The organism is Maridesulfovibrio sp., from assembly GCF_963666665.1.
Classification (GTDB): domain Bacteria; phylum Desulfobacterota; class Desulfovibrionia; order Desulfovibrionales; family Desulfovibrionaceae; genus Maridesulfovibrio.
The window spans coordinates 3,216,815-3,239,733 of the sequence record NZ_OY762999.1 but is presented as its reverse complement, the minus strand read 5'-3'; the positions used below and the strand labels follow the sequence as shown (position 1 = coordinate 3,239,733).

Annotated in this window: 23 protein-coding genes; 18 read left to right on the top strand and 5 right to left on the bottom strand. The window is 50.1% G+C overall.

The features are described 5' to 3' along the window. Positions 1–28: 28 nt before the first annotated feature. From buk to ACKU40_RS14860, 5 genes are all read left to right on the top strand, one after another. Positions 29–1,120: a butyrate kinase gene (buk, locus tag ACKU40_RS14880; RefSeq protein WP_320173582.1), complete on the top strand. Its 1,092-nt coding sequence runs from the start codon at positions 29–31 to the stop codon at positions 1,118–1,120. A gap of 265 nt (positions 1,121–1,385) precedes the next feature. Further along, complete coding sequence (gene nifU, locus ACKU40_RS14875) at positions 1,386–2,225, top strand: Fe-S cluster assembly protein NifU (RefSeq protein ID WP_320173581.1); 840 nt, start codon at positions 1,386–1,388, stop codon at positions 2,223–2,225. Between the two features lie 2 nt (positions 2,226–2,227). After that, positions 2,228–3,418, top strand: coding sequence for a cysteine desulfurase NifS (nifS, locus tag ACKU40_RS14870; protein WP_320173580.1), 1,191 nt, complete (start codon positions 2,228–2,230; stop codon positions 3,416–3,418). A 105-nt stretch (positions 3,419–3,523) separates the two neighbouring features. Next, entirely contained in the window at positions 3,524–4,447 is a 924-nt protein-coding gene (gene cysK, locus ACKU40_RS14865) for a cysteine synthase A (RefSeq protein WP_320173579.1), read from the top strand. Positions 4,448–4,457: 10 nt separating this feature from the next. After that, a complete protein-coding gene (locus ACKU40_RS14860; RefSeq protein WP_320173578.1) occupies positions 4,458–5,342 on the top strand; it encodes a serine acetyltransferase in 885 nt (294 codons plus the stop codon). 41 nt (positions 5,343–5,383) lie between these two features. Here ACKU40_RS14860 and ACKU40_RS14855 read toward each other — a convergent pair whose 3' ends face one another. Further along, positions 5,384–6,289, bottom strand: a complete 906-nt coding sequence (locus ACKU40_RS14855; protein WP_320173577.1) for a caspase family protein — start codon at positions 6,287–6,289, stop codon at positions 5,384–5,386. A 37-nt stretch (positions 6,290–6,326) separates the two neighbouring features. Continuing rightward, entirely contained in the window at positions 6,327–6,797 is a 471-nt protein-coding gene (locus ACKU40_RS14850; RefSeq protein WP_320173576.1) for a DUF2628 domain-containing protein, read from the bottom strand. 282 nt (positions 6,798–7,079) lie between these two features. Between ACKU40_RS14850 and hisS the strand changes: the two genes are divergently transcribed. The 6 genes from hisS to ACKU40_RS14820 all read left to right on the top strand — a co-directional run bounded on the left by hisS (position 7,080) and on the right by ACKU40_RS14820 (position 13,873). Further along, positions 7,080–8,318 (top strand): histidine--tRNA ligase, encoded by a 1,239-nt coding sequence (gene hisS, locus ACKU40_RS14845; RefSeq protein WP_320173575.1) that lies wholly within the window; start codon positions 7,080–7,082, stop codon positions 8,316–8,318. 46 nt (positions 8,319–8,364) lie between these two features. Continuing rightward, entirely contained in the window at positions 8,365–10,188 is a 1,824-nt protein-coding gene (aspS, locus tag ACKU40_RS14840; protein ID WP_320173574.1) for an aspartate--tRNA ligase, read from the top strand. A 90-nt stretch (positions 10,189–10,278) separates the two neighbouring features. Then, a complete protein-coding gene (gene def / locus ACKU40_RS14835; protein ID WP_320173573.1) occupies positions 10,279–10,791 on the top strand; it encodes a peptide deformylase in 513 nt (170 codons plus the stop codon). Continuing rightward, positions 10,767–11,717 (top strand): methionyl-tRNA formyltransferase, encoded by a 951-nt coding sequence (fmt, locus tag ACKU40_RS14830; RefSeq protein WP_320173572.1) that lies wholly within the window; start codon positions 10,767–10,769, stop codon positions 11,715–11,717. The genes def and fmt overlap by 25 nt, the downstream gene beginning before the upstream one ends. A 38-nt stretch (positions 11,718–11,755) precedes the next feature. Continuing rightward, complete coding sequence (locus ACKU40_RS14825; protein ID WP_320173571.1) at positions 11,756–12,574, top strand: DUF116 domain-containing protein; 819 nt, start codon at positions 11,756–11,758, stop codon at positions 12,572–12,574. 15 nt (positions 12,575–12,589) lie between these two features. Then, on the top strand, positions 12,590–13,873 hold the full coding sequence (locus tag ACKU40_RS14820) for a transcription antitermination factor NusB (RefSeq protein WP_320173570.1): 1,284 nt from the start codon (positions 12,590–12,592) through the stop codon (positions 13,871–13,873). A 65-nt stretch (positions 13,874–13,938) separates the two neighbouring features. Here ACKU40_RS14820 and ACKU40_RS14815 read toward each other — a convergent pair whose 3' ends face one another. Continuing rightward, a complete protein-coding gene (locus ACKU40_RS14815) occupies positions 13,939–14,700 on the bottom strand; it encodes a tetratricopeptide repeat protein (protein WP_320173569.1) in 762 nt (253 codons plus the stop codon). A 324-nt stretch (positions 14,701–15,024) separates the two neighbouring features. Between ACKU40_RS14815 and ACKU40_RS14810 the strand changes: the two genes are divergently transcribed. From ACKU40_RS14810 to ACKU40_RS14780, 7 genes are all read left to right on the top strand, one after another. Continuing rightward, on the top strand, positions 15,025–15,591 hold the full coding sequence (locus ACKU40_RS14810; RefSeq protein WP_320173568.1) for an XRE family transcriptional regulator: 567 nt from the start codon (positions 15,025–15,027) through the stop codon (positions 15,589–15,591). A gap of 12 nt (positions 15,592–15,603) precedes the next feature. Further along, positions 15,604–17,250 carry an AMP-binding protein gene (locus ACKU40_RS14805; RefSeq protein ID WP_320173567.1) on the top strand — a complete coding sequence of 549 codons (1,647 nt, stop codon included), beginning with the start codon at positions 15,604–15,606 and terminating at the stop codon, positions 17,248–17,250. 203 nt (positions 17,251–17,453) lie between these two features. After that, entirely contained in the window at positions 17,454–18,011 is a 558-nt protein-coding gene (locus tag ACKU40_RS14800) for a cupin domain-containing protein (protein WP_320173566.1), read from the top strand. A gap of 207 nt (positions 18,012–18,218) precedes the next feature. Next, a complete protein-coding gene (locus ACKU40_RS14795) occupies positions 18,219–19,865 on the top strand; it encodes an AMP-binding protein (RefSeq protein WP_320173565.1) in 1,647 nt (548 codons plus the stop codon). Positions 19,866–20,047: 182 nt separating this feature from the next. After that, entirely contained in the window at positions 20,048–21,361 is a 1,314-nt protein-coding gene (locus ACKU40_RS14790; RefSeq protein WP_320173564.1) for a MerR family transcriptional regulator, read from the top strand. A gap of 76 nt (positions 21,362–21,437) precedes the next feature. Further along, positions 21,438–21,611 carry a hypothetical protein gene (locus tag ACKU40_RS14785; protein WP_320173563.1) on the top strand — a complete coding sequence of 58 codons (174 nt, stop codon included), beginning with the start codon at positions 21,438–21,440 and terminating at the stop codon, positions 21,609–21,611. Between the two features lie 178 nt (positions 21,612–21,789). After that, the gene (locus ACKU40_RS14780) at positions 21,790–22,245 is read left to right on the top strand and encodes a YccF domain-containing protein (RefSeq protein ID WP_320173562.1); all 456 of its coding nucleotides are present in this window, start codon (positions 21,790–21,792) and stop codon (positions 22,243–22,245) included. 83 nt (positions 22,246–22,328) lie between these two features. Here ACKU40_RS14780 and brnA read toward each other — a convergent pair whose 3' ends face one another. Together brnA and ACKU40_RS14770 are read right to left on the bottom strand one after the other, a co-directional pair. Beyond that, positions 22,329–22,565 carry a type II toxin-antitoxin system BrnA family antitoxin gene (gene brnA, locus ACKU40_RS14775; RefSeq protein WP_320173561.1) on the bottom strand — a complete coding sequence of 79 codons (237 nt, stop codon included), beginning with the start codon at positions 22,563–22,565 and terminating at the stop codon, positions 22,329–22,331. Further along, complete coding sequence (locus tag ACKU40_RS14770) at positions 22,555–22,761, bottom strand: BrnT family toxin (protein WP_320176389.1); 207 nt, start codon at positions 22,759–22,761, stop codon at positions 22,555–22,557. Before ACKU40_RS14770 ends, brnA begins: the two co-directional genes overlap by 11 nt. Positions 22,762–22,919: the final 158 nt, after the last annotated feature.

Sequence of the window (22,919 nt, the reverse complement as noted above, 5' to 3'; positions counted from 1 at the left end):
ACTTGCAGCAAACTTACGGAGAACATGAATGGGTTCGAGAATTCTTGTAATTAATCCCGGATCAACATCAACCAAAGTGGCGATCTTCAACGAAGGAAAAATATCTTTTGACGCTGAAGTAAGCCATCCCCGTGAAAGAATAGATAAATTTACCACTGTAATGGATCAGAAAGAGTTTCGCAGTACAGCTGTTATGAAGCTTATTGAAGATGAACTTGCGAAAGGAACACCGGATATGGTTGTCGGGCGTGGCGGTTTGCTTAAGCCTATCCCCGGTGGTCCATATTCAATTAACGATGCAATGATTTCCGATTTGGAGAGCGGACGGTACGGTGTCCATCCCTGCAATCTCGGTGCAATGCTCGCCCGCGAATTTGCAGAGCAGTGGGGAGTCCCTTCAATGATTATGGACCCTGTTGTCACTGATGAAATGGATCCTGTTGCTAAGGTTACCGGATTGCCGGAAATCAAGCGGCGCAGTGTGTTCCATGCTTTGAGCCAGCGTGGGGTCGCCCGCAGCGTGGCCGCAGAAATGGGCTTGGAATACGAGAATTCAAAATTCATTGTCGGCCATATGGGCGGCGGTGTTTCCATCGGAGCCCACAGGTACGGCAAGGTGGTTGATGTCATCAACGCCCTTGACGGGGAAGGTCCTTTCAGCCCGGAGCGTTCCGGTACGCTGCCGATCCTTCCTGTGCTCAATCTGGTGGAGTCCGGTCAGTATACTTTCGACGAAATGCGTAAGGTTGTGACCTCCAGAGCCGGGATTATCGGACTGCTCGGAACCAATGATATGCGCGAAGTGCAGGCTCGAATGGAAGACGGGGATGAAGATGCCCGTCTGGTGCTGGAAGCTCTTGTTTACAATGCTTCCAAGCATATCTGTTCCTTCATTCCAGCTCTGATGAAGGACGACCCGCAAAAGCGGCCCATTGATGCGATTATTCTTACCGGTGGAGTTGCCCGCAGTAAGCTGCTGGTCAAGGCCGTGGAAGATATTGTCGGATTTATAGCTCCGGTAAAAGTCGTCATCGGTCTTGAAGAAATGGAAGTAATGGGGCGTGGCGGCTTGGCCGTATTGCGTGGCGAAATGCAGCCGCAGGAATATCATTTCGATTGATTTGACTCATATTTTTGGATGAATTTCAGGGGTGATTCAATTCACCCCCTTGCTTTTTAACCATTACAACCTAATTTCTACGGTGAAGGTATAAAAAACTTGCTAAGCATGGGGCTTGAGCGTAAAATAAATCATACCAAAATGGTATGAAATTTTGTTGAATAATAGAAAGCAGACCGTTTTTCTTTCGAAAATACACGGAAGAGGGTATGCTTAAGATATTTCTTATAAACCAGATTCACGCAATAGAGATGCGGAGGATAATATGTGGGAATATACTAGTAAGGTTCAAGAACATTTTCTCAACCCCAAGAATGTCGGGGTAATTGAAGACGCGGATGCCATCGGCGAAGTCGGTTCTCTTTCCTGTGGTGATGCCCTGAGGCTGTTTCTCAAAATTGATGATGAAGAACGCATCGTGGACGCGAAGTTTCAGACTTTCGGCTGCGCCAGTGCTATTGCTTCCAGCTCCGTACTTACCGAGCTGATTAAGGGCATGACTCTCGATGAAGCAGCCAAGGTCAGCAACAAGGATATCGCCGAGGCCCTTGGCGGGCTGCCCAAGGAAAAGATGCACTGTTCAGTAATGGGGCAGGAAGCCCTTGAGGACGCCATTCGCAAGTATCGCGGTCTTGGAGCAGCTCCGGCACCGGAAGGTGAAATTGTCTGTAAGTGCTTCGGTGTAACCGACCTCCAGATTATACGTGCAGTTAAGGAAAACAAGCTGACCACTCTTGAGGAAGTTACCAACTTCACCAAGGCCGGTGGCGGTTGTGAGGAATGTCATGGTCGCATCGAAGAGATCATTACTGAAGTCTTGACCGGTGAAGCAGCCAAGCCTGCACCTGAACCGGAAAAGCCTGCAAAGTTGACCAACATCAAGCGCTTCCAGCTGGTGACCAAGGTTATTGATGAAGAAATCCGTCCGGCCCTGAATAAGGACGGCGGTGATATTGAACTCATCGATATTGACGGTCACGAAGTAATCGTTTCCCTGCGCGGTGCCTGTGTAGGCTGTCCTTCCAGCGGACGAACCCTTAAGGATTTTGTTGAGCGTCGTCTGAAGGAAACCGTGGAACCTGAAATCAGTGTGCAGGAGGCCTAGTTATGACAGCATATCTTGATAACAACGCCACCACTATGGTCGCACCTGAGGTGCGTGAAGCAATTCTGCCTCTGCTTGCTGAAGAGTACGGTAACCCTTCCTCCATGCATCGCCTCGGCGGACAGTCCGGCATGCTCATGGAGCAGGCCCGTCAGAAAGTTGCAGCCGGGTTGAACTGTGACCCCGATGAGATCATCTTTACCTCCTGTGGTACCGAGGGCGATAACACTGCTATCTTTTCCGCCCTCGAAGCACAGCCCGAAAAGCGTCACATCATCACCACCCGTGTTGAGCACCCGGCGGTACTCAACGTTGCAAAGCACTATGAGCGTAAAGGGTATGCTGTGACCTACCTGTCGGTTGATTCCAAGGGCAGGTTTGATATGGACCAGTACCGTACTGCTTTCCGTCCCGACACCGCCCTTGTTTCAGTCATGTACGCCAATAATGAATCCGGCGTGATTTCCCCTATTCAGGAAATGGCTGAGATCGCCAAGAAGCACGGTGTGCTTTTCCATACTGACGCTGTTCAGGCTGTAGGCAAAATTGCAATTGATCTTCAGAAGCTTCCCGTGGATTACTTTGTCCTTTCCGGACACAAAATTCACGCCCCCAAGGGAATCGGAGCTCTGTTTGTGCGTAAGAATGCTCCCTTCCGTCCCTTTATGCTCGGCGGGCATCAGGAACACGGCAGGCGCGGCGGAACCGAGAACCTGCCCGGTATTGTAGGTCTCGGTGTAGCCATGGAGCTTGCCGCCAAGCATATCGATGACGAAAACACCCGTGTACGTGTAATGCGTGACCGCCTTGAAAAAGGTCTCATGGCTGCAATTCCCGATGCCATCATCAATGGTGATCAGGAAATGAGGCTGCCTAACACTCTGTCTATTGCCTTCAAGTATATTGAAGGTGAGGCTATGCTGCTTATGCTCGACCAGTTCGGCATTGCTGCCAGTTCCGGTTCGGCCTGTACTTCCGGTTCCCTCGAACCGTCACACGTACTCCGGGCCATGGGTGTGCCTTTTACTTATGCTCACGGTTCACTCCGCTTCTCCCTGTCCACTTATAACACCGACGAAGACATCGACCTCGTGCTCAGGGAACTGCCGCCCGTCATCAGCAGACTGCGCGAAATGTCTCCCTTCCGTCGCGGAGATGAAGGTCTCGACTGGGTAGACGATCACGATCATTAAGATTTAAAGGGCGAAATTTTATTTAGGGTAAAATTTCGCCCATATTTTGCTTTTTGCATTGAATTGAGGCAGGAGTTTAGAAAAACAATATCAAGTGGGTTTAAAATGTACATACATGATTCCATGATCTCACTGGTTGGGAATACTCCGCTGGTGAAGTTGAATAAAGTCACTGAAGGTTGTGCAGGGCAGGTTGTTGCCAAACTGGAATTTTTTAATCCCTGCTCATCGGTTAAAGACCGCATCGGCGTTTCCATGATCGAGGAAGCGGAAAAGCGCGGCGCACTCAAGCCGGGCGCAACCGTTGTTGAACCGACCAGTGGTAATACCGGAATCGGGCTGGCTTTTGTCTGTGCCGTGAAAGGGTACAAGCTTATTTTGACCATGCCGGAATCCATGAGTCAGGAACGCAAGGACCTGCTTAAGGGGTTCGGTGCCGAGCTTGTATTGACTCCGGCTGCACAGGGTATGACCGGAGCCGTGAATAAGGCCAAGGAGATTGCATCAGCAGATCCGAACGCTTTCCTGCCGTTGCAGTTTGATAACCCGGACAACCCGCTGGCCCACCGTAATACAACCGTCAATGAAATCTGGGAAGATACTGACGGCAAGGTTGATATTTTTGTGGCCGGAGTCGGCACCGGAGGCACACTTACCGGAGTCGGTGCTGAGCTGAAGAAACGCAATCCGGCAATTAAGATTGTTGCGGTTGAACCGGAAAAATCTCCGGTCCTGTCCGGCGGCGGACCTTCCCCGCACGGTATTCAGGGCATCGGAGCCGGGTTTGTTCCTGAAGTCTTGCGTACTGAACTCATTGACGAGATCGTCAAGGTTGCGGATGAGGATGCCATCTCCATGTCCCGCAGGCTTATTCAGGAAGAAGGAATTTTGTGCGGTATTTCAGCCGGGGCAGCGGCCCATGCGGCTGTGGAGATCGCAAAACGTGAAGAAAACAAGGGCAAGCTGGTGGTCTTTATTGTTCCCGATACCGGGGAACGTTACTTAAGCACCGCTTTGTTCAAGGACTGAGGTTTAAAAAATGGTTAGTAAAATCGGCGGCTCCGTGCTGACGAAGGTTGTGGACGCCTTGTGCGAGGAAGAGTCATATCAGACAGTTTATCACATGCCTGAACATGACCGTCCCATGCCTTCTATTTCTGCACTGGGAGAGTTTGTGGAAAGGCTGCGGGCGGTACTGTTTCCCGGTTATTTCGGTGATTCCGAAATCCGTCCCGAAACCATGCGCTACCACATCGGGGGCAACCTTGATGCGGCTTACCGGATTCTGGAAGAACAGATTCTGCGCGGACATTGTTTTTTCTGCAAGGCCGATGAGTTTAACTGTACCAACTGTGAGGCCGATGCCCAGCGCATCGCTTCAGAGTTCATGATGAAGCTGCCGGAAATCCGCCGTTTGCTGGCGACTGACGTGCAGGCAGCTTATGTGGGTGACCCCGCGTCCAAGAGTCCGGGTGAGACCATCTTCTGCTACCCCAGTATCATCGCCATGACCCACCACCGTATTGCCCATGAGCTCTACAATCTGAACGTGGACCTCATTCCGCGCATTATCGGTGAGATGGCTCATTCCAAAACCGGGATCGACATTCACCCCGGTGCACAGGTGGGCGAGCATTTCTTCATCGACCACGGAACAGGAACCGTTATCGGTGAAACCTGTATTATCGGTCGCAACGTCCGTCTCTATCAGGGCGTGACCCTCGGGGCGAAAAGCTTTCCGCAGGATGATTCAGGCAATCTGATCAAGGGTATTCCCCGCCACCCCATTGTGGAAGACGATGTGATCGTCTACTCTGGGGCTACCATCCTCGGCCGCGTGACTATCGGCAAAGGCTCGGTCATCGGCGGTAACGTCTGGGTGACCAGATCGGTGGATGCAGGAGAGAGATTGCTGCAAAGATAATAAAAAAAGGCCCGGTTAACCGGGCCTTATTCTTTTTCAGACTAATTTAACAACATATCCATGACTTGTTCGTCTTTGTTCTTCTTGGGCTTTGGTTTCGGCTTGGGAGCCGGGGGCGGAGTCTGTTGCTGCTGGGTTGTTGTAGACTGGCTTGAAGCCTGTGATGAAGACGAACCGGAAGAACCTTTGCCGGAGAAGTAGAAATCACCGACCAGCGAGGAAGATTCCCACGGAACCTGCTTGCGGCTGGTGTCCTTGAGCACTCCTTGGCGGACCTTCTTGAAGAACTGCTCAATGGTCAGCCCCTTGCTGTTCATGTTGTTGAGCATGTGGGTTACGTAAGGGCTGTTGTTGCCGCGACCGTCAAGGGCTGTCTGGCCCGGGGCTGTCGCAAAGGCGATGAATGATCCTGTCGGGGCATCCATCTGGGCCAGACCGTTACGCATGGAGCGGAAGCTGCGCTTGAAGGGGTTGTTGCGGCAGGCATCAAGTATGACAATGTTCATGCTGTTTCCGGCATCTTCCATCTTTGCGAGTACTTTTCCGGCATCAATAGCTTCATACTGTACATCGGACTGTCCCTGAACGGACATGCCCAGCGGGCAGAGATAGTTGATCCCGTTGACCTGCAGTCCGTGTCCTGAAAAATAAAACAATCCCACATCGTAACTTTTAAGTCTGTTTCCGAAATCATCAATGGCCCGGCCCATGGTGTTGCGGTCAGCATTTTTGACCACTATGACATCAAAGCCGGCTTTCTTGAGAGAACGGTTCATGGCTACAACGTCATTCACCGGGTTTTTGAGTGCCCCGATTTTGGTGTAGGCTGAGTTCCCGATTAGCAGGGCCAGCCTTTTCTGGGCAAGGCAGTCGCTGGCGGAAAGCAGCATGATCGATATTGCCGCCACAAATAACGAGCAGATCAGTCTGAGTGAGATAGTCTTCATTTAAGAACCCCCCTTCAAATATAAGTGTCTATTCTCCTTATACCATAACTTGATGGAAAGAAAAAATGAAGGCACTTCCAAAGAAAAGGGACATGAAGAAAATCCAGAGCGGCTGCAGGAAAAAGCAGATCAGGCCGACAATCTTAACCCAGCCGTGCACCCCTCCGGTATCGCGCATGATTATTGAGGCTCCTCCAACCGGGGCGGTGGATTTAATTGCCCCGATCTTGGCAGTGGAGTCGCGGTAATAGAAAAAATATGCGCTCATGCCGTAGCCGATCTGGGCAATGAAGTTGCCGAAGGGCAGAAAGCCGATCAGAAAGGTAACTGCGGCCCAGAAGTACATTTTTCGATATAGGAACCACCAGAACCCGAACAAGAACGCGGGCCAGTGCCAAGTTACAGTGAAGCCGTCATGCAACTGCTGAAATTTGGCGAAATTGAAAAGGTATTTACCCGCATTGGGGCCGATGTATTCCTGGTAATCCTGTGAAGTTATCATTTCCATAATGTTTAATCTCCTGTGGCTTTAATGCCGCAGCTTAGACTAATTAGCAACCAAACAGCTGATAAAGTGCCGTCTGCTATATACGCACAGTTCCTATTTTTTTGCTTGCGCAATGCATCTGGTTCTTTCATAGCTGTTTGAGGATTTGGTCGAATGACCGAGTCGCCGCAATGGTTTTTGACATTTATATGATAATGGACTAACGAAATTTGGTTCCACGCTCCGTGCCGGGGGCGGACTACAAATATCAGCATTCCCCGGAAATTCGCAAAGAGAAGAGAGATGGCAAAAATACAGAAAATCAAAGGTGTTGCAGACCTCTTTCCAGAGGATAGTGCAAGATATGCGTTCATGGAGAAGACCGCAAGGGATGTTTTTTCTTCATATGGGTATGGTGAACTGAGAGTACCTATTTTGGAAAAAACAGAACTTTTCTGTCGTTCCATCGGTGAGGAAACCGATGTTGTCCAGAAAGAAATGTACACTTTCCCTGACCGCAAGGGTCGCTCCCTGACCATGCGCCCCGAGGCTACTGCAGGTATTGTGCGGGCTTACGTGGAAAATAAAATCTACCAGCCGGGCAAGGTAAGCAAATTTTTTACCTTCGGCCCGATGTTCAGGTATGAAAGGCCGCAGGCTGGCCGTATGCGTCAGTTCCATCAGATTGATGCAGAAATTTTCGGAGCAGCTGAACCTCAGGCCGATGCTGAAGTCTTGCTTATGCTCTCTTCCTTTTTAAGCAATATCGGTTTGGAAAAACTTTCTTTCGAATTGAACTCCCTTGGTTGTCCTGAATGCCGTCCCAAGTACAATCAGGCTCTGAAGGATTTCTTGGCCTCTCTTGACCGGGGGCAGCTCTGCGAGGATTGCCAGCGTCGCATGGACACAAACCCTCTGCGAGTGCTGGACTGCAAAAGCAAGAATTGCAAGGCCCTTACCGAGAATGCGCCTACACTTCCGGATCACCTTTGCGGAGAGTGTCGTGCTCACTTTGATACCGTCATCGCCTTGATTGACGAGGCTGGACTTAAATATACACTTAATCCCCGTCTTGTGCGTGGATTGGACTACTACCAGCGCACAGCCTTTGAAGTAACTTCGGGGGATATCGGAGCTCAGACAGCTGTTGCCGGAGGCGGTCGTTATGACGGTCTGGTAGAATCGCTTGGCGGACCCAAGAAGGTTCCGGCAATCGGTTTTGCCTGCGGCATGGAACGTCTGTCCATGCTGTTGGAAGGTGAGTTTGAGCCGGCTGCAGATTTTTACGTGGCTCTTGTGGATGAAAGAGCTGCCAAGGACGCACTCATTTTCGGAGAAAAACTGCGTCGCTCCGGACTTAAAGGCGAAGTTGGTTTCGATGCCAAAAGCATGAAAGCCCAGCTGCGCTATGCCAATAAAATTAACGCACAGAAGTGTTTTATCTTTGGTGCGGACGAATTTGAAAACGGAACGGTCACCATCAAGGATATGGCCGAAGGCGGTGAGCAGGAAACTGTCAGCCGTACCGACTATTTCAAGTAATAGATTTTAAGTAGAAAATTTCAAATAATATCGGGAGAGACTAAAAATGTCTGAACAAATTGAAGAACGCGATTACGACGAATACCGGGTGATTGAACCTCTTGGCGACTGGACACGTACCCACAGCTGTAACGAGATTACTGCAGCAAACCTGGGTGAAAAAGTCCTGATCATGGGGTGGGTACAGTTCCGCCGCGACCACGGCGGCCTGATCTTTATTGACCTGCGTGACCGTGAAGGTCTTACCCAGGTTGTTTTCAGCCCCGAGCACAATGCTGATGCTCACGAACGCGCACATGCTATCCGTTCCGAATATGTGGTAGCGATCAAAGGTGAAGTTCGCGAACGTCCCGACGGTATGCGCAACCCCAACCTGACCACCGGTGATATCGAGATCGTTGTTGATGAGTGGAAGCTGCTCAACACTTCTGAAACTCCCCCGTTCGCCATTGAAGACCGTTCCGACGCTTCCGAAATGCTGCGTCTTAAATACCGTTTTCTGGACCTGCGCCGCCCCGTGCTTGCCAAGAACTTCATCCTGCGCAACAAGGCTGCACAGTCCGTTCGTCGTTACCTCGACAATCTCGGTTTTCTCGAAATCGAGACTCCGGTACTGACTAAGTCCACTCCTGAAGGTGCCCGTGACTTCCTCGTACCCAGCCGTATGAACAACGGTGATTTCTACGCCCTGCCGCAATCCCCGCAGCTCTTCAAACAGATGCTCATGGTTTCCGGCATGGACCGTTACTTCCAGATCGTAAAATGTTTCCGCGACGAAGACCTCCGTGCCGACCGTCAGCCCGAGTTCACCCAGATTGATATCGAGATGAGCTTCGTGAACGAAGAGCAGGTCATGGGTATGGCAGAAGAAATGGTTCGCACCGTCTTCAAAGAGACCATCGAAACCGAACTTCCTGCATCTTTCCCCCGCATGACCTACGCTGACGCTATGCGCGATTACGGTTGCGACAAGCCGGACGTACGTTTCGATCTCAAGCTTCAGGAAGCTACCGATATCTTCAAGGGTTCCGATTTCAAGGTTTTTGCCAGCTCCGAGCTGATCAAGATCCTGCGTGTTCCCAACGGTGCCGAGCTTTCTCGTAAGGAAATCGACGAATACACCAAGTTCGTTGAAATTTACGGCTCCAAGGGCCTTGCATGGATCAAGGTTAAGGAAGACGGCGAATGGCAGTCTCCCATTGTTAAATTCTTCTCTGAAGAAGAGTGCGCCAAGCTGCGTGAACTCACCAACTGCCAGCCCGGCGACATCCTCTTCTTCCAGGCCGGAGCAGCCGACATCGTCAACGCCGCTCTTGCAGCTTTGCGTATCAAGCTTGGTGAGCGCTTTGAACTCATCGACGAGTCCAAGTTCGCACCCCTCTGGGTTACCGACTTCCCGCTGCTTGAGTACAACGCTGACGAAAAACGTTACGTTGCCCGTCACCATCCCTTTACCTCTCCGCAGGAAGGACAGATTGACGAACTGGGTGACAAACCTGCTGAAGCTCTCGCCCGTGCATACGACCTTGTTATGAACGGTTACGAAGTTGGTGGCGGCTCTATCCGTATTCATACCCCCGAAATGCAGAAAAAGATGTTTGCTGCTCTGGGTATCGACGAAGAAGAAGCACGCGCTAAGTTCGGCTTCCTCATGGATGCTCTCCAGTTCGGTGCACCTCCTCACGGTGGTATTGCTTTTGGTCTGGACAGACTTATTATGATTCTGTGCGGAGCGAAATCCATCAGGGACGTTATCGCCTTCCCCAAAACTCAGAAGGCCACCTGCCTGATGACCGAAGCGCCCGCAGGCGTTTCCGCTACCCAGCTCCGTGAGCTCGGTATCCGCATTCGTGAAAAGAAAGAAGCATAACAAATAATAAACCATCAGGGATTCCAAAGGGGACTAACCCCTTTGGTCCCGCTGAAGGCGTCTTTGAATAGCCGCCGGAGGCCAATATATATGAAATTAGATATTTTAGCTTATCCTGAACCTTCTTTGAAGGAAGTTTGCGCAAGGGTCGAAGAAGTTACTCCTGAACTTCGCGAGACCATCGATAACATGATCGAGACCATGTACGAAGATGACGGCGTGGGCCTTGCAGCCCCGCAGGTCGGACTTCAGAAACGTCTGATAGTTATTGATCCTTCCGGTCCTAAAGAGCGCACTGACCTGCAGGTTATCATCAACCCTGAAATCGTTGAAAAGAGCAGCCAGAAGGTGGATTCCGAGGAAGCCTGCCTTTCCTGCCCCGGTTTCAAATGCGTGATCAAGCGCCACGAGACAGTCACCGTTACTGGTACTGACCTTGAAGGTAACGACATCCGTATTGAAGCAGATGATTTTCTGGCCATTGTGCTGCAGCATGAAATTGACCATCTGGATGGAACACTCATTGTCGACCGTGTAGGCCGCCTGAAACGTGCAATGTACGATAAGAAGGTAAAAAAATGGCTGAAAAGCGCTGGCGAATAGTTTTTATGGGAACACCGGACTTTGCGTCCACCATTCTCGAGTATCTCGTGGAATGGGACGGATGTGAGGTCATTGCAGCTTATACCCAGCCGGACCGCCCTTGCGGTCGCGGGCATAAGCTGCGTTGTTCCTCTGTAAAGGATGTTGCTCTTAAGAATGACATTCCGGTTTACCAGCCCTTGAATTTCAAGGACGAAAAAGACGTTGATGAACTGCGTGCGCTGGAGCCTGATTTTCTGGTTGTTGCAGCCTACGGGCTTATCCTGCCTCAGTCTGTGCTGGATATCCCCGCAATAATGCCCATCAACGTTCATGCTTCCCTGCTGCCCAAGTATCGCGGAGCCGCACCCATTCACCGGTCTGTTGCCAATGGCGATCACGCTACCGGAATCACCATCATGAAGATGGAAGCGGGCCTTGATACCGGTCCCATTCTGGTTCAGCAGGCTCTCGGTATTGCTTGGGATGACTTCACTGGTAAGGTTCATGATGAACTGGCCGACATGGGCGGTCCGCTGGTTATGGAAACCCTGCTGCGCTATCAGGATGGTCGGTTGACCATTATGCCGCAGGATGATGCCATTGCCACTTATGCCGAAAAGCTGAGCAAGGAAGAAGGACTGATTGATTGGAATCTTCCTGTTAAGGAAGTTCATAACAAGATCAGGGGCATGTATCCGTGGCCCGGAGCTTATTACTTCTGGACTCAGGAAGGCAAAGAACCAATCCGCCTTGTGCTTTCCCCCGGCAAGCCCGGAGAAGAAGAGGTTGGTGATCACGCGCCCGGAACTATCGTCGGCGAGTACGACGGTATGCTCGGCATCGCCTGCCAAGATAAAATTTACCTCGCATCCAAGGTCAAGCCTGCCGGAAAGAAAGAGATGGACGGCAAGGCCTTCATGTGCGGTTATATGAATAAATGTTAAATTACCGGGCGGCTCGCTGCCCGGTTTGGATTTTATAGATGAGTGTAGAAAAAGATAACAAAAAGCGTCTGTTCATTGGCCTGATTACTGGAACCTGCGTACTGCTTTGTGCGTTTTTGGCCCTGCTTTGGTATGTGCCTTATGCCGGACTGGATTCTTTCGGTGTTTGGGTTTCGTGGGCTTGGGGCCTGTTCATTTTCGCACTCATAGTGCTTGTCGGCTGGGGCTATGTCGGCCTGCTTACCAACGTTGTGCTCCAGCGCACCTTTCCCTTTTCACAGAAGGCGCGCGGGCTTAGCGTTAAGCTTTTTCTGCCCTTAATGACTATTCTGGGCCGTGTGTTCGGGCTTTCCAAACGCAAGATCCGTGGTTCTTTTATCAAGGTCAACAACGAACTGGTTCTTTCCGAAGTAGGTCGTTTTGATCCCGAAAAGATCATGATCCTGACTCCGCACTGCCTGCAGGCCAGCCGGTGCGATATGCGCCTGACCTACGACATCAATAACTGCAAGCGTTGCGGTCTGTGCACTATCAAGGGATTGTTGGAACTTCGTGATAAATACGGGGTTCATTTCCACGTAGCCACCGGGGGGACCATTGCCCGTCGTTTGGTTGTGCAGAACCGTCCGCGTATGATCATTGCCATCGCCTGTGAGCGTGACCTTGCCAGCGGTATTCAGGATACCTATCCGCTTCCGGTTTACGGTGTGCTCAATGAGCGTCCCAACGGTCCTTGTCTTGATACACAGGTTTCCCTCATCGATGTAGAGAATGCGCTGCGCCGTTTTATCAAGGAAGACAAACTTCCCGCAGATGCGGATAAGAATGTTGCGCTGACCCCTCTTACCGGGCTTTAAGCCGGGAACCAGCTGATGAAGAAAACAAATTCCTTACCCGGGCCAAGGGGAGTCGCTTATGAATGCGTGACTCGTGCCCTTGACGGCGGGGCAGATGCTCAGGCTGTATTGGATAGTGCGCTTACAGCGGCAAAGCTGGATGGCCGAGATCGCGGTTTTGTAACCGAAATTCTTTACGGATACCTGCGTATGCGCTTGAGGCTGCAGGCCGTACTGAATTGTTTCCTCTCCCGTCCTGACGGCTTGCCCGCTCCGATATTGCGTGTGCTGGGCATGGCTGCCTATGAAATCCTGCATATGGATGTCCCGGCTTATGCATCTGTGGACTGGGGAGTTGATTCCGCAAAGCGTCTTTCACATGGCAAGCTCGGCGGTCTGGCAAATGCGGTATTGCGCAAGGTTGCCCGTTTAGCTGAAGACGGTGCAGACGAGGATTTCTTTCGCCGACACTGCGAGACCGAGATTGAATTTCTTTCCGCATACTACTCCTGTCCGGAGTGGATTGTAGAGCTTTGGGTGGACAGTTATGGCCGCGACAGGGCCGAGCAGTACCTTGAAGCCCAGATTTGTCCTCCTGCCGCAGGTTTTGTTCTTGATACCGACAACAGCAAGGCTAAAGCCGCTGCCGAGCAGTTGCTGGAAGAGGAAGATTATATCGCCTCTGACGGTCAGGCATTTGCCTTTTATTCCGGTTACTGGCCGCAGGCATTCAAGGATTTGAAAGAGTCTGTAATTCGTCAGAGCTACGCAGCCCGCGAAGCTCTTTCCGTGCTGGAACCTTCCGAATGGCCTACACCGGTCTGGGATGGATGTTCCGGTCGTGGCGGGAAATCAAGGTTTCTCCATTCCAAGAAAATTTCACCTATCATTGCCAGTGATCCCCATGCCAGAAGACTGGCGGCATTGAAGAGGGAAGTTCCTTCGGTTGCTGCTTTCCGTGCTTCTGCAATCAATCCGCCGTTGGCAAAAGAGTCCATCGGTACTGCCTTGCTTGATGTGCCTTGCTCCGGGCTGGGCGTGCTCTCACGCAGGCCGGACACCAAGTTCAAGCGCACCCCTGAAGATGTTGATTCTCTGGTCCATCTGCAGTCTCGCATTTTGGACAACGCATGGGAAACCATACGCAGGGGCGGGCGGCTGGCTTACATCACCTGTACCCTTAATCCGGATGAGAATGAGGGGCAGATCGGAGCCTTCCTCAAACGGCACAAGGATGCGTTGCCGCTTAAAGAGTGGACCACTCCGCCTGATTCGGAACTGCATGAATTTTTCTACTCAGCTTTGATTGAGAAAAAATAGCTAAAAAGAAATCCCCTTTCATCATCTGATGGAAGGGGATTTAAAATTTGCTGATATCGGAGTGCTTAATTGGCCTGTTCGGGATGGTGCTTTTTGAGAAATTCCAGAAACTTGGATGCTTCTTCGTGACTTCCATTCAATTCAAGAGCCTTTTTCAGATGAGCGGAGCATTTGTCCAGTACGCCTTTTTCAAAATAGGCCCGGGCAATGTTGTAATGCAGGTTCTCGTCGTTGGAGGTCATTTCAAGCGCCCGTTCGTAGTAGTCAATAGCCTGATCCTGCATGCCTGTTTTGCGCAGGTTTATGCCGAATTCATTGAACAGGTGCTTGTGTTCGGTCTGGAAAGCTGCATCAAGCTTGACCAGCCTATTGAAAATATCGTTGGCCTTGTTGGATTCGCCGCGCTCCATGTAGGTCAATCCGAGACCGAAGTTTGCTTTAACATTATCCTCATCGACACCAAGTGCATTCTGGAATTCGAATTCTGCACTGTAGGTCGCTCCGGCCTGTCTTGCTTTTTCCCCACGTGTAATGGTGGAGTTTAGTTCCTGCATTTTGGGGTAGACCGTGGATACGTAAAACTCAGGTTCAGGCGAGTATTTGGAAAGAAATTCTTCCATGGGGACAACTGATTTCGGTCCGGCGGGAATGTAACTTGTGTTCAAGGCCTGCACTTCAACATTTTCAGGATTGAGTTCCTCAGCCATCCAGTACATCTTGCTGATGGTCCGGCGCACAGTGGTACCAGTACCGATCTTTTGTACATTCTGACTGGAAAAGACACCCTTGATTGTTTGTCTTCCTGAGTTTTGTTCTGCCGCAGCCATTTATAGTCCCTTTTGATTTCCTGTTATTTATGCGCACTATAGATAATATTTACAAAAAATTCTACTAACAAAATTTAGTATTGACGCACAATTATAATTGGCGACAGGACAAGCGGGTAGAAATCTGTTAATGCCTAATTTTGTTCTTCATTTTTCTTGATGGAAGATTTAGGGTGTCTTTCGTTTTGATGATTGTTAAAAAATGGTGTTGCATTATGAGGTTGATGACAAGTGATCGACATTAATGTAAGTACTCATTTTTAGCTTTTTTTTGTAGTTTTATCAAAATGCCGTAGAAACGGGCTTAGACAAGTAGAGGGAGTTATGAGCACAGCAAAAGTAGGACATCGTATTAAGACATTCAGGGAAAAACAGGGCCTTAGCCTTGAAGAGTTTTCCTCACGCACAGGCCTTGGAGTTGATTTCCTTGAAGCCGTAGAAGAAAAAGAAAAATATCCCTCCCTAGGTCCCCTACTTAAGATTGCAAGAGCCCTTGGCGTCAGACTCGGCACTTTCCTTGACGATCAGGTCAGCAAAGATCCCCTTATCGTCAAGCTTGGCGAGCGCAAGGAAGAGTTTGCCATGCATTCCGATCAGGAGAAGGCGGCTTCCATGAAGTACTTCTCCCTTGCCAAAGGCAAGAGCGACCGTCACATGGAACCTTTTTTCATTGAAATCCAGCCTGAGGACGGGGAAGCCAAGCTGACCTCTCATGAAGGTGAGGAATTCATCATTGTCGTTTCCGGTAAGCTCAAGGTCGTTTACGGCAAGGAAGAAAGTGTGCTGGAAGCCGGCGACAGCGTTTATTTCAATTCCGTGGTTCCGCACTATGTTGCTGCTGAGGGCAATGAAAAGTGTGATATTTACGCGGTACTTTATTTCCCGGAATAAGAGGGGATTTTTATGGAACAATCACATCTTAGGGAAATTACTCTCGGGGCGTTGCTGGATGAAACTGTTGAAAAATACCCCGATCAGGAAGCCGTTGTTTATGTGGACCGCGATTTTCGCCTGACCTACCGTGAATTCGGAGAGTTGGTGGATGATTTGGCCATGGGGCTTATGGCTCTCGGGATCAAAAAAGGGGAGAAGGTTGCTGTTTGGGCTACCAACGTGCCTTACTGGGTGGCGTTGCAGTTTGCTACTGCCAAAATCGGGGCCATTCTGCTGACCGTTAACACTTTTTACCGCACCACCGAGCTGGAATACCTGCTCAAGCAGTCAGAGTGTGAAAACCTCGTCATCATCGACGGTTTCAGGGAGATTGATTATCTTCAGACTGCATATGAGCTGATTCCCGAACTTAAGACCCAGGAACGCGGTTATCTCAAGAGCGAAAAGTTCCCTGACCTCAAAAGGGTTTTCTTCCTCGGTCAGGAAAAGCACCGCGGCATGTACTCCATGGCTGAGGTTATCAACCTTTCCGCAGTGACCACTGAAGAGGATTACGAAGTACGTCAGGCCTCTCTCGATCCTCATGACGTAGTCAACATGCAGTACACTTCCGGAACCACCGGGTTCCCCAAAGGAGTACAGCTGACCCACTACAACATCGGGAATAACGGGTTCTGGATCGGTGAGAACCAGGGCTTCAAGGCCGGTGACCGTCTTTGCCTGCCTGTGCCCCTGTTCCACTGCTTTGGTTGTGTTCTCGGTGTACTTGCGGCAGTGAACCACGGCACTACCATGGTCATCCTTGAAGGATTTGACCCGTTGCTGGTCATGGCTTCCGTTGATCAGGAAAAGTGCACCGCGCTTTACGGTGTTCCGACCATGTTTATTGCCATTCTTGAGCACAAGTTGTTCGACAAGTTCGACTATTCTTCTTTGCGTACCGGTATTATGGCCGGATCGCCTTGTCCTATCGAGGTCATGAAGAAGGTTATGGACAAGATGAACATGACTGACATTACCATCTGTTACGGTCTGACCGAGGCTTCCCCGGTTATGACTCAGACCCGCATGACCGACAGTGTACAGCGCCGGACCGAAACAGTCGGGCGGGCCATGCCTGAAATCGAAGTCGCCATCATCAACCCGGAAACCGGTGAGATGTGCGAAAACGGTGAAACAGGTGAAATCTGCTGCCGTGGTTACAACGTTATGAAGGGCTACTACAACAACCCTGAAGCCACCAATACCACCATTGATATGGACGGCTGGCTCCATTCCGGTGACCTCGGAACCATGGATGAGGAAGGGTATGTTGATGTAACCGGACGCCTGAAGGATATGATCATCCGTGGCGGCGAGAATATTTATCCCCGTGAAATTGAGGAATTCCTTTACACCATGGACGGTATTCTCGATGTTCAGGTTGCCGGTGTGCCCAGTGAAAAGTACGGGGAGCAGGTCGGCGCTTTCATCATCCTTAAGGATGGTGTGGAAATGACCAAGCAGGATGTCATCGACTACTGCCGTGGTCAGATTTCCCGCTACAAGATTCCCAAGTACATTACTTTTCTTGACGCTTATCCTATGACCGCAAGCGGCAAGATTCAGAAATACAAACTCCGGGATATGGCTGCAGAGCTTTACCCTGACGCATAAAAAAGCAAAGGGGCTTTGCTCCGGCAAGGTCCCTTTTTTGATAGGTAAATTTATCGCCAAAAGCGGCGAAGCCGAAATAAAAGGTTTTGTGATTCTTGCACTAGCCCTTAGATAAGCGGTCTTACGCGAGCCTTAGGGATAGCGACAGTGAAATAAACCTTTTTGCAAAATGGTTTAAGCCGCCGGAGGCAAATGGAGGAACTATGAGTAACGAACAGGCTTATAAAGAAATTGCACCGAGGCTTGTCGGCCTGCGTGATGCAATGGACATGAGCGTTGAAGAACTGGCCGAGAAGGTCGGGGTTACCCCTGAACGTGCCCAGCAGTACGAATCAGGCACAGTTGAAATCCCGGTCAGTTACCTGATGGATGTGGCTCACCTTTGCGGAGTCAGCCTGACTGTGCTGATTTCCGGCAGCGAGGCACACCTGACCAACTATGCATTGGTGCGCAACGGCAAAGGTCTTAATGTAGACCGCCGCAAGGACTACGATTACAAAAATCTCGCTTCTACATTCGTAGGACGTCGCATGGAACCTTTCATGGTCGAAGTGCCGTCCAAAGAGGTTTCCGAGATGAATTTCACCACCCATCGCGGGCAGGAGTTCATTTACGTGCTTGAAGGACGTCTTGAGCTTAGGCTCGACGATTCCGTGCTTGAGCTTGAAGAAGGCGATTCCCTCTACTTTGATTCCAATACTCCCCACGCCCTGCGAGGTCTTGACGGCAAATCCGCTCGCATGCTGGACGTCATTCTCTAGCGTGGCACCCATAAAATTCATCTAAATGGATTTTAAAAAAAATAAATAGATATTTATTTTTGGATGTCACGCTACAGGTCGCCAGTTGCTGCTCAGAGGTGTACACGCGGCCTGCGGTAAAAAACACGGTTTTTACATTTGAGAGTTTAACGTCAACCAACAGCAAATATCAGGATACAAAGCTATCCTCCGTGGAGATTTAAGATAATGGAAAAGCAGAAATACGGCTCTTACGAAGAGTTCTGTGCCGAATACAAGACCGAAGTTCCCGAGAATTACAACTTTGCCTTTGATTGCGTGGACAAGATTGCCGCTGAAGATCCCAGCCGCTTGGCAATGATCCACATCGGGCCGGACGGCACCCGCACTGAAAAAGATTTCGATTTTTTTTCCAAGAAGTCCGCACGCCTCGCCAATGCGTTAAGCAAGGCCGGAGTTGAAAAGGGTGACCGTATCATGATCATCCTTTACCGCCGCATAGATTGGTGGGTATCCATGCTGGCCTGTCACAAGATCGGTGCTGTGCCCGTTCCTTCTCCTAACCTGCTCACTGTGAAGGATATTCAATTCCGGGTGAATTTCGCCAAGATCAAAGGCATCATTGCTGAAGATTCCGTGGCTGACCGTGCTGATGAAGCTCACAAGAGCTGTCCCTCTCTTAAAGTAATGGTTCAAGCTGGAGAAGGTGCTCTGCATGACGGTTGGCTCGATTTCGAAACCGTCTGTGATGAAGCTTCCGATTCTTTCACCCGTCCGTCAGACTGCGCTGGCGGTGATGATTCCCTGCTTATCTTTTTCTCTTCCGGTACCACCGGACAGCCGAAAATGGTTGAGCATACTCACAACTACCCGCTGGGTCACTATGTGACCGGTACTTACTGGCATGATCTTGAGCCCGGTGATGTTCACCTGACCCTCGCTGATACCGGTTGGGGTAAGGCTGTCTGGGGTAAATATTACGGTCAGTGGATGGCTGGTGCTGTGGTATTCGTCTGGGATTTCCGGGGCAAGTTCGAGCCTTCTGAGCTGCTGCGTGTTCTGGCTGACAACAAGGTCACCAGTTTCTGCGCACCGCCTACAGTATACCGTTTCATGATCCGCGAAGATCTTTCACAGTACGACCTTTCCGCGCTCAAGCATTGCACCACCGCAGGTGAACTGCTTAATGCTTCCGTGTTTGAAGCTTGGAAAGAATCCACCGGATTGCCCCTCTACGAAGGTTACGGTCAGACCGAGTCAGTGCTCCAGATAGCAACTTTCCCCAACATGACCCCCAAACCGGGGTCCATCGGCAAGCCCTGTCCGGGCTGGGATATTGCGCTTATCGATACCGAAGGTAATCTCTGTGCGCCCGGTGAAGAAGGGCAGATCTGCGTCAAGCTTGATCCCCGTCCCGTTGGGCTGTTCACCGGATATCTTGATGAGCCTCAGAAGACCGAAAATGTCATGGTCGACGGTTACTACCAGACCGGTGACAAGGCTTGGATGGACGAGGACGGATATTACTGGTTCCTCGGCCGTACCGATGACCTGATTAAGAGTTCCGGTTACCGCATCGGACCCTTCGAGGTTGAATCTGCATTGATCACCCATGACGCCATTGTAGAAGCCGCCGTAACCGGTGTCCCCTGCGATGTGCGCGGTCAGGCTGTAAAAGCCACCGTTGTTCTCGCTCCCGGCTACGAAGGCAGCGACGAACTGACCAAGGAATTGCAGAACCACGTTAAGAAGGTTACCGCACCTTATAAATACCCGCGCATCATCGATTACGTGGCTGAATTGCCCAAGACCATCAGTGGCAAGATCAAGCGTGCTGAGATCCGCGCTAAGGACGAGGCTGACGCAAAGGCATAATGCCTCCGGCGGCTCTCCGAGGGCCAAAGAACTTTTTAGTTGAGCTTCGCTGTGTAGCTTGGCTAATCAGTAAAAATAAAGACCGCAATATCTTTCGAGATATTGCGGTCTTTTTTATTTGACCTGTCTATAACTTCATAGTTCATGTTAGGTTCATCGCATAGCTATGCATGGAGTTAAATATGGTTAAAACATCGTCAGGTTTGACTGTGGGGCGGTTGGCTAAAAAATATGGCCTCTCGCGCAGTACGCTGCTTTACTATGATTCAATAGGGCTGCTTTCCCCTTCTGCTCATATGAAGGGCGAGTACCGTTCATATGGTGCGGATGAGGAAAAACGTCTGGCTCATATCTGCCATTATCGCAGAGCCGGGATACCGCTTAAGGAGATCAAGGTAATTCTTGATTCGCCTGTCAGCGGTATAACCGGGGTGCTGGAGACGCGGCTCAAGGAATTGAATGAGGAGATTTCCTCCCTGCATGAACAGCGGGAGTTCATTTCAGGTATTTTGAAGAGTGGTTCGGCGGGGAAGTCCGCAAAGCTCGACAAGGCGGCATGGACCGAAGTGCTCCGTTCCTCCGGTTTCAGTGAAAAGGACATGGAGGACTGGCACAAGGCCTTTGAGCGCACCCATCCCGAGAAGCATCAACAGTTTCTGGAATATCTGCAGATACCGGACGATGAAATACGTCTGATCCGCAAGTGGTCTTCAGGACCGCAAAGGATCATCAAAATACAACAAATCAGCGAGAAATATATGAAATTATTTTTGAATTTTTTCGACACACTGGCAAAGCTCGGTCCAGGAAGCGTGGGGAGCACCAAGAAAGCTTTGAGCATGGTTCGAGGGCTTCCTGAAAAGGCCAAAGTCCTCAACGTCGGGTGCGGAACCGGAATCGAGACCATCGCCCTCTGCGAAGGTACGGATATGGAGTTCACTGCCCTCGATAATCGTCAGGCTGTTTTGGATGTGCTGGAGAAGGAAGCTGCCAACTCTGGCTTTACAGAACGCATTACAACCGTTCTCGGTGATATGAACGAGATGGATTATGATGCTGAATCATATGACATGATCTGGTGTGAAGGAGCCATCTTCATTACAGGGTTTGAGAACGGTGTTTCCAAGTGGAAGAAGTTCATCAAGCCGGGCGGTTATATCTGTTTGAGTGAACTGGCTTGGCTTAGTGATGAGCGTCCCGATGAAGCCGTGGATTTCTTCCAGAATATCTATCCGGAAATGAAGTCCGTAAGTGGCAATATAGAGATCATAGAAAGGCATGGTTACGAGGTGACCGGTTACTTCATCGAGCCGGAATCCGACTGGTGGGATATCTATTACGCCGAGATGGAACGCAATCTGCCGGGATACGCCAAAGCCAACAAAGACAATTCCGAAATGGGATTGCTGGAAGAGAACCTGCACCGCGAAATGGAAATCATGCGTAAATACGGGCATGCCGTGGGTTATGCTTTCTACATCGCCCGTAAGAAATAATAAGCAGCAATCTGCAGATTAATATAACCGCAACTATGTAGGCCACATGGTTGCAGACAAAGATCAGGAGAGCACAATGGATAAGGAAAAATGGACTGAAATATTCCGCGAAGCCGGATTCAGCGATGATGATATGCACAACTGGCATAAGGCTTTTGAAAAGCTTTATCCGGAAAAGCATCAGGCCTTCCTTGAGCACATTCAGGTCGGGCAGGAAGAAATCAAGAAGATCAGGGAATGGTCAAAATAGTTTCGGCTGTTGTCTGAATGTAAGTAAATCCCCGGTGCGTCCTAGTATGGTCGTGCCGGGGTTTTTTTGTATGCGGGAAAGACTTGATGTTTTGCCGGGATAAGGGGAAAAGAGAATATACAGGCTTCTGCAATGCTTACTATTGTGGATGACTGTACTCAAAACTTTGGAGATTAAAATGAGAACACTCGGAAACATCTTGTGGTATTTCCCTTTCTTCGGATTCATAAACGCGATCATGTTTTTCCTGCTCGGCTCACTGCTGGTGCTGACTGTTGTTGCTTCACCGCTCGGTCTGGGGTTGATCCAGTACAGTAAATTTCTGTTCGCTCCATTCAGCTGGTCCATGGTTTCCAAAGAGGACCTCAATATTGAGAGTAACCCGGCATGGGAAGCTTATTCTACAATTATCATGATCCTCTGGATTCCTTTCGGGATCATCTTCGCGCTGATCACCATCTGTCAGATAGTAGGTCTGGCAATCTCAATTGTCGGTATCCCGGTAGCCTTGGTTTTAGCAAAGTCACTGCGGACCATCTTCAGTCCTGTCGGTATGGTCTGTGTACCCGCCGTGGTAGCGAATGAAGTGCAGCGGCGTAAGGATGAGGCTGCTATTAATAAGCATATCCGCTAGTTGTTGAAGTTTTGTTGGAGATTTGAAAAGCCCCGTACTCGGATGAGTGCGGGGCTTTATGTGTGGCTGGGGAAAGCTGGTGTTTAAACGTCAGCACTACGTCCGCTATCAATGCGGTTGGCGATCCATGTTTTGATCACCGCCTGCCTATTGATGCCAAGCCGTTCGGCTTCGCGGTCGAGAGCTACGACCATCCATGCGGGGAAATCTACATTTACCCGTTTAGTGCCTTTGTTGGGGCGTGTTGCTTTTGTCATGTCCAAATGTTCAGTGATGTCCTGATCAGATTCAAAGGCTTCATCAAATTCTTTAGCTTTCATAGAGTTCCACCTCCTTCTTTCTGGAGCGGCGCACCGAGATTATGCGGATGGCTCCATTGCGGGGAGTTGTTACAGCAGACCAATGTTTGCCGCTGATCATGCCGATATAAAAATTGCGCGGTTCGTCTTGAGTCCGGGCCGGAATTTTCAAGAGGTTGGGGTCACCCCAAAGTGCCTGTGCGGCCTCGAAATCAATGCCGTGTTTTTCTAGATTGGCTGCGCTTTTGTTTTCATCGTATTCAAATGGTATACATATATTGTATATTCTAGGGTAGTGATGTCAAGGGTAGAGGCTGTATTCTTTGATAGCGGATTGACCTTCATAGGCTAAGCAAATACTTTGTGTTAAAGGAG

Coding starts and splice junctions, on each gene's coding strand:
- buk (WP_320173582.1), top strand. CDS start 29: ATGGGTTCGAGAATTCTTGTAATTAATCCCGGATCAACATCAACCAAA.
- nifU (WP_320173581.1), top strand. CDS start 1,386: ATGTGGGAATATACTAGTAAGGTTCAAGAACATTTTCTCAACCCCAAG.
- nifS (WP_320173580.1), top strand. CDS start 2,228: ATGACAGCATATCTTGATAACAACGCCACCACTATGGTCGCACCTGAG.
- cysK (WP_320173579.1), top strand. CDS start 3,524: ATGTACATACATGATTCCATGATCTCACTGGTTGGGAATACTCCGCTG.
- ACKU40_RS14860 (WP_320173578.1), top strand. CDS start 4,458: ATGGTTAGTAAAATCGGCGGCTCCGTGCTGACGAAGGTTGTGGACGCC.
- ACKU40_RS14855 (WP_320173577.1), bottom strand. CDS start 6,289: ATGAAGACTATCTCACTCAGACTGATCTGCTCGTTATTTGTGGCGGCA.
- ACKU40_RS14850 (WP_320173576.1), bottom strand. CDS start 6,797: ATGGAAATGATAACTTCACAGGATTACCAGGAATACATCGGCCCCAAT.
- hisS (WP_320173575.1), top strand. CDS start 7,080: ATGGCAAAAATACAGAAAATCAAAGGTGTTGCAGACCTCTTTCCAGAG.
- aspS (WP_320173574.1), top strand. CDS start 8,365: ATGTCTGAACAAATTGAAGAACGCGATTACGACGAATACCGGGTGATT.
- def (WP_320173573.1), top strand. CDS start 10,279: ATGAAATTAGATATTTTAGCTTATCCTGAACCTTCTTTGAAGGAAGTT.
- fmt (WP_320173572.1), top strand. CDS start 10,767: ATGGCTGAAAAGCGCTGGCGAATAGTTTTTATGGGAACACCGGACTTT.
- ACKU40_RS14825 (WP_320173571.1), top strand. CDS start 11,756: ATGAGTGTAGAAAAAGATAACAAAAAGCGTCTGTTCATTGGCCTGATT.
- ACKU40_RS14820 (WP_320173570.1), top strand. CDS start 12,590: ATGAAGAAAACAAATTCCTTACCCGGGCCAAGGGGAGTCGCTTATGAA.
- ACKU40_RS14815 (WP_320173569.1), bottom strand. CDS start 14,700: ATGGCTGCGGCAGAACAAAACTCAGGAAGACAAACAATCAAGGGTGTC.
- ACKU40_RS14810 (WP_320173568.1), top strand. CDS start 15,025: ATGAGCACAGCAAAAGTAGGACATCGTATTAAGACATTCAGGGAAAAA.
- ACKU40_RS14805 (WP_320173567.1), top strand. CDS start 15,604: ATGGAACAATCACATCTTAGGGAAATTACTCTCGGGGCGTTGCTGGAT.
- ACKU40_RS14800 (WP_320173566.1), top strand. CDS start 17,454: ATGAGTAACGAACAGGCTTATAAAGAAATTGCACCGAGGCTTGTCGGC.
- ACKU40_RS14795 (WP_320173565.1), top strand. CDS start 18,219: ATGGAAAAGCAGAAATACGGCTCTTACGAAGAGTTCTGTGCCGAATAC.
- ACKU40_RS14790 (WP_320173564.1), top strand. CDS start 20,048: ATGGTTAAAACATCGTCAGGTTTGACTGTGGGGCGGTTGGCTAAAAAA.
- ACKU40_RS14785 (WP_320173563.1), top strand. CDS start 21,438: ATGGATAAGGAAAAATGGACTGAAATATTCCGCGAAGCCGGATTCAGC.
- ACKU40_RS14780 (WP_320173562.1), top strand. CDS start 21,790: ATGAGAACACTCGGAAACATCTTGTGGTATTTCCCTTTCTTCGGATTC.
- brnA (WP_320173561.1), bottom strand. CDS start 22,565: ATGAAAGCTAAAGAATTTGATGAAGCCTTTGAATCTGATCAGGACATC.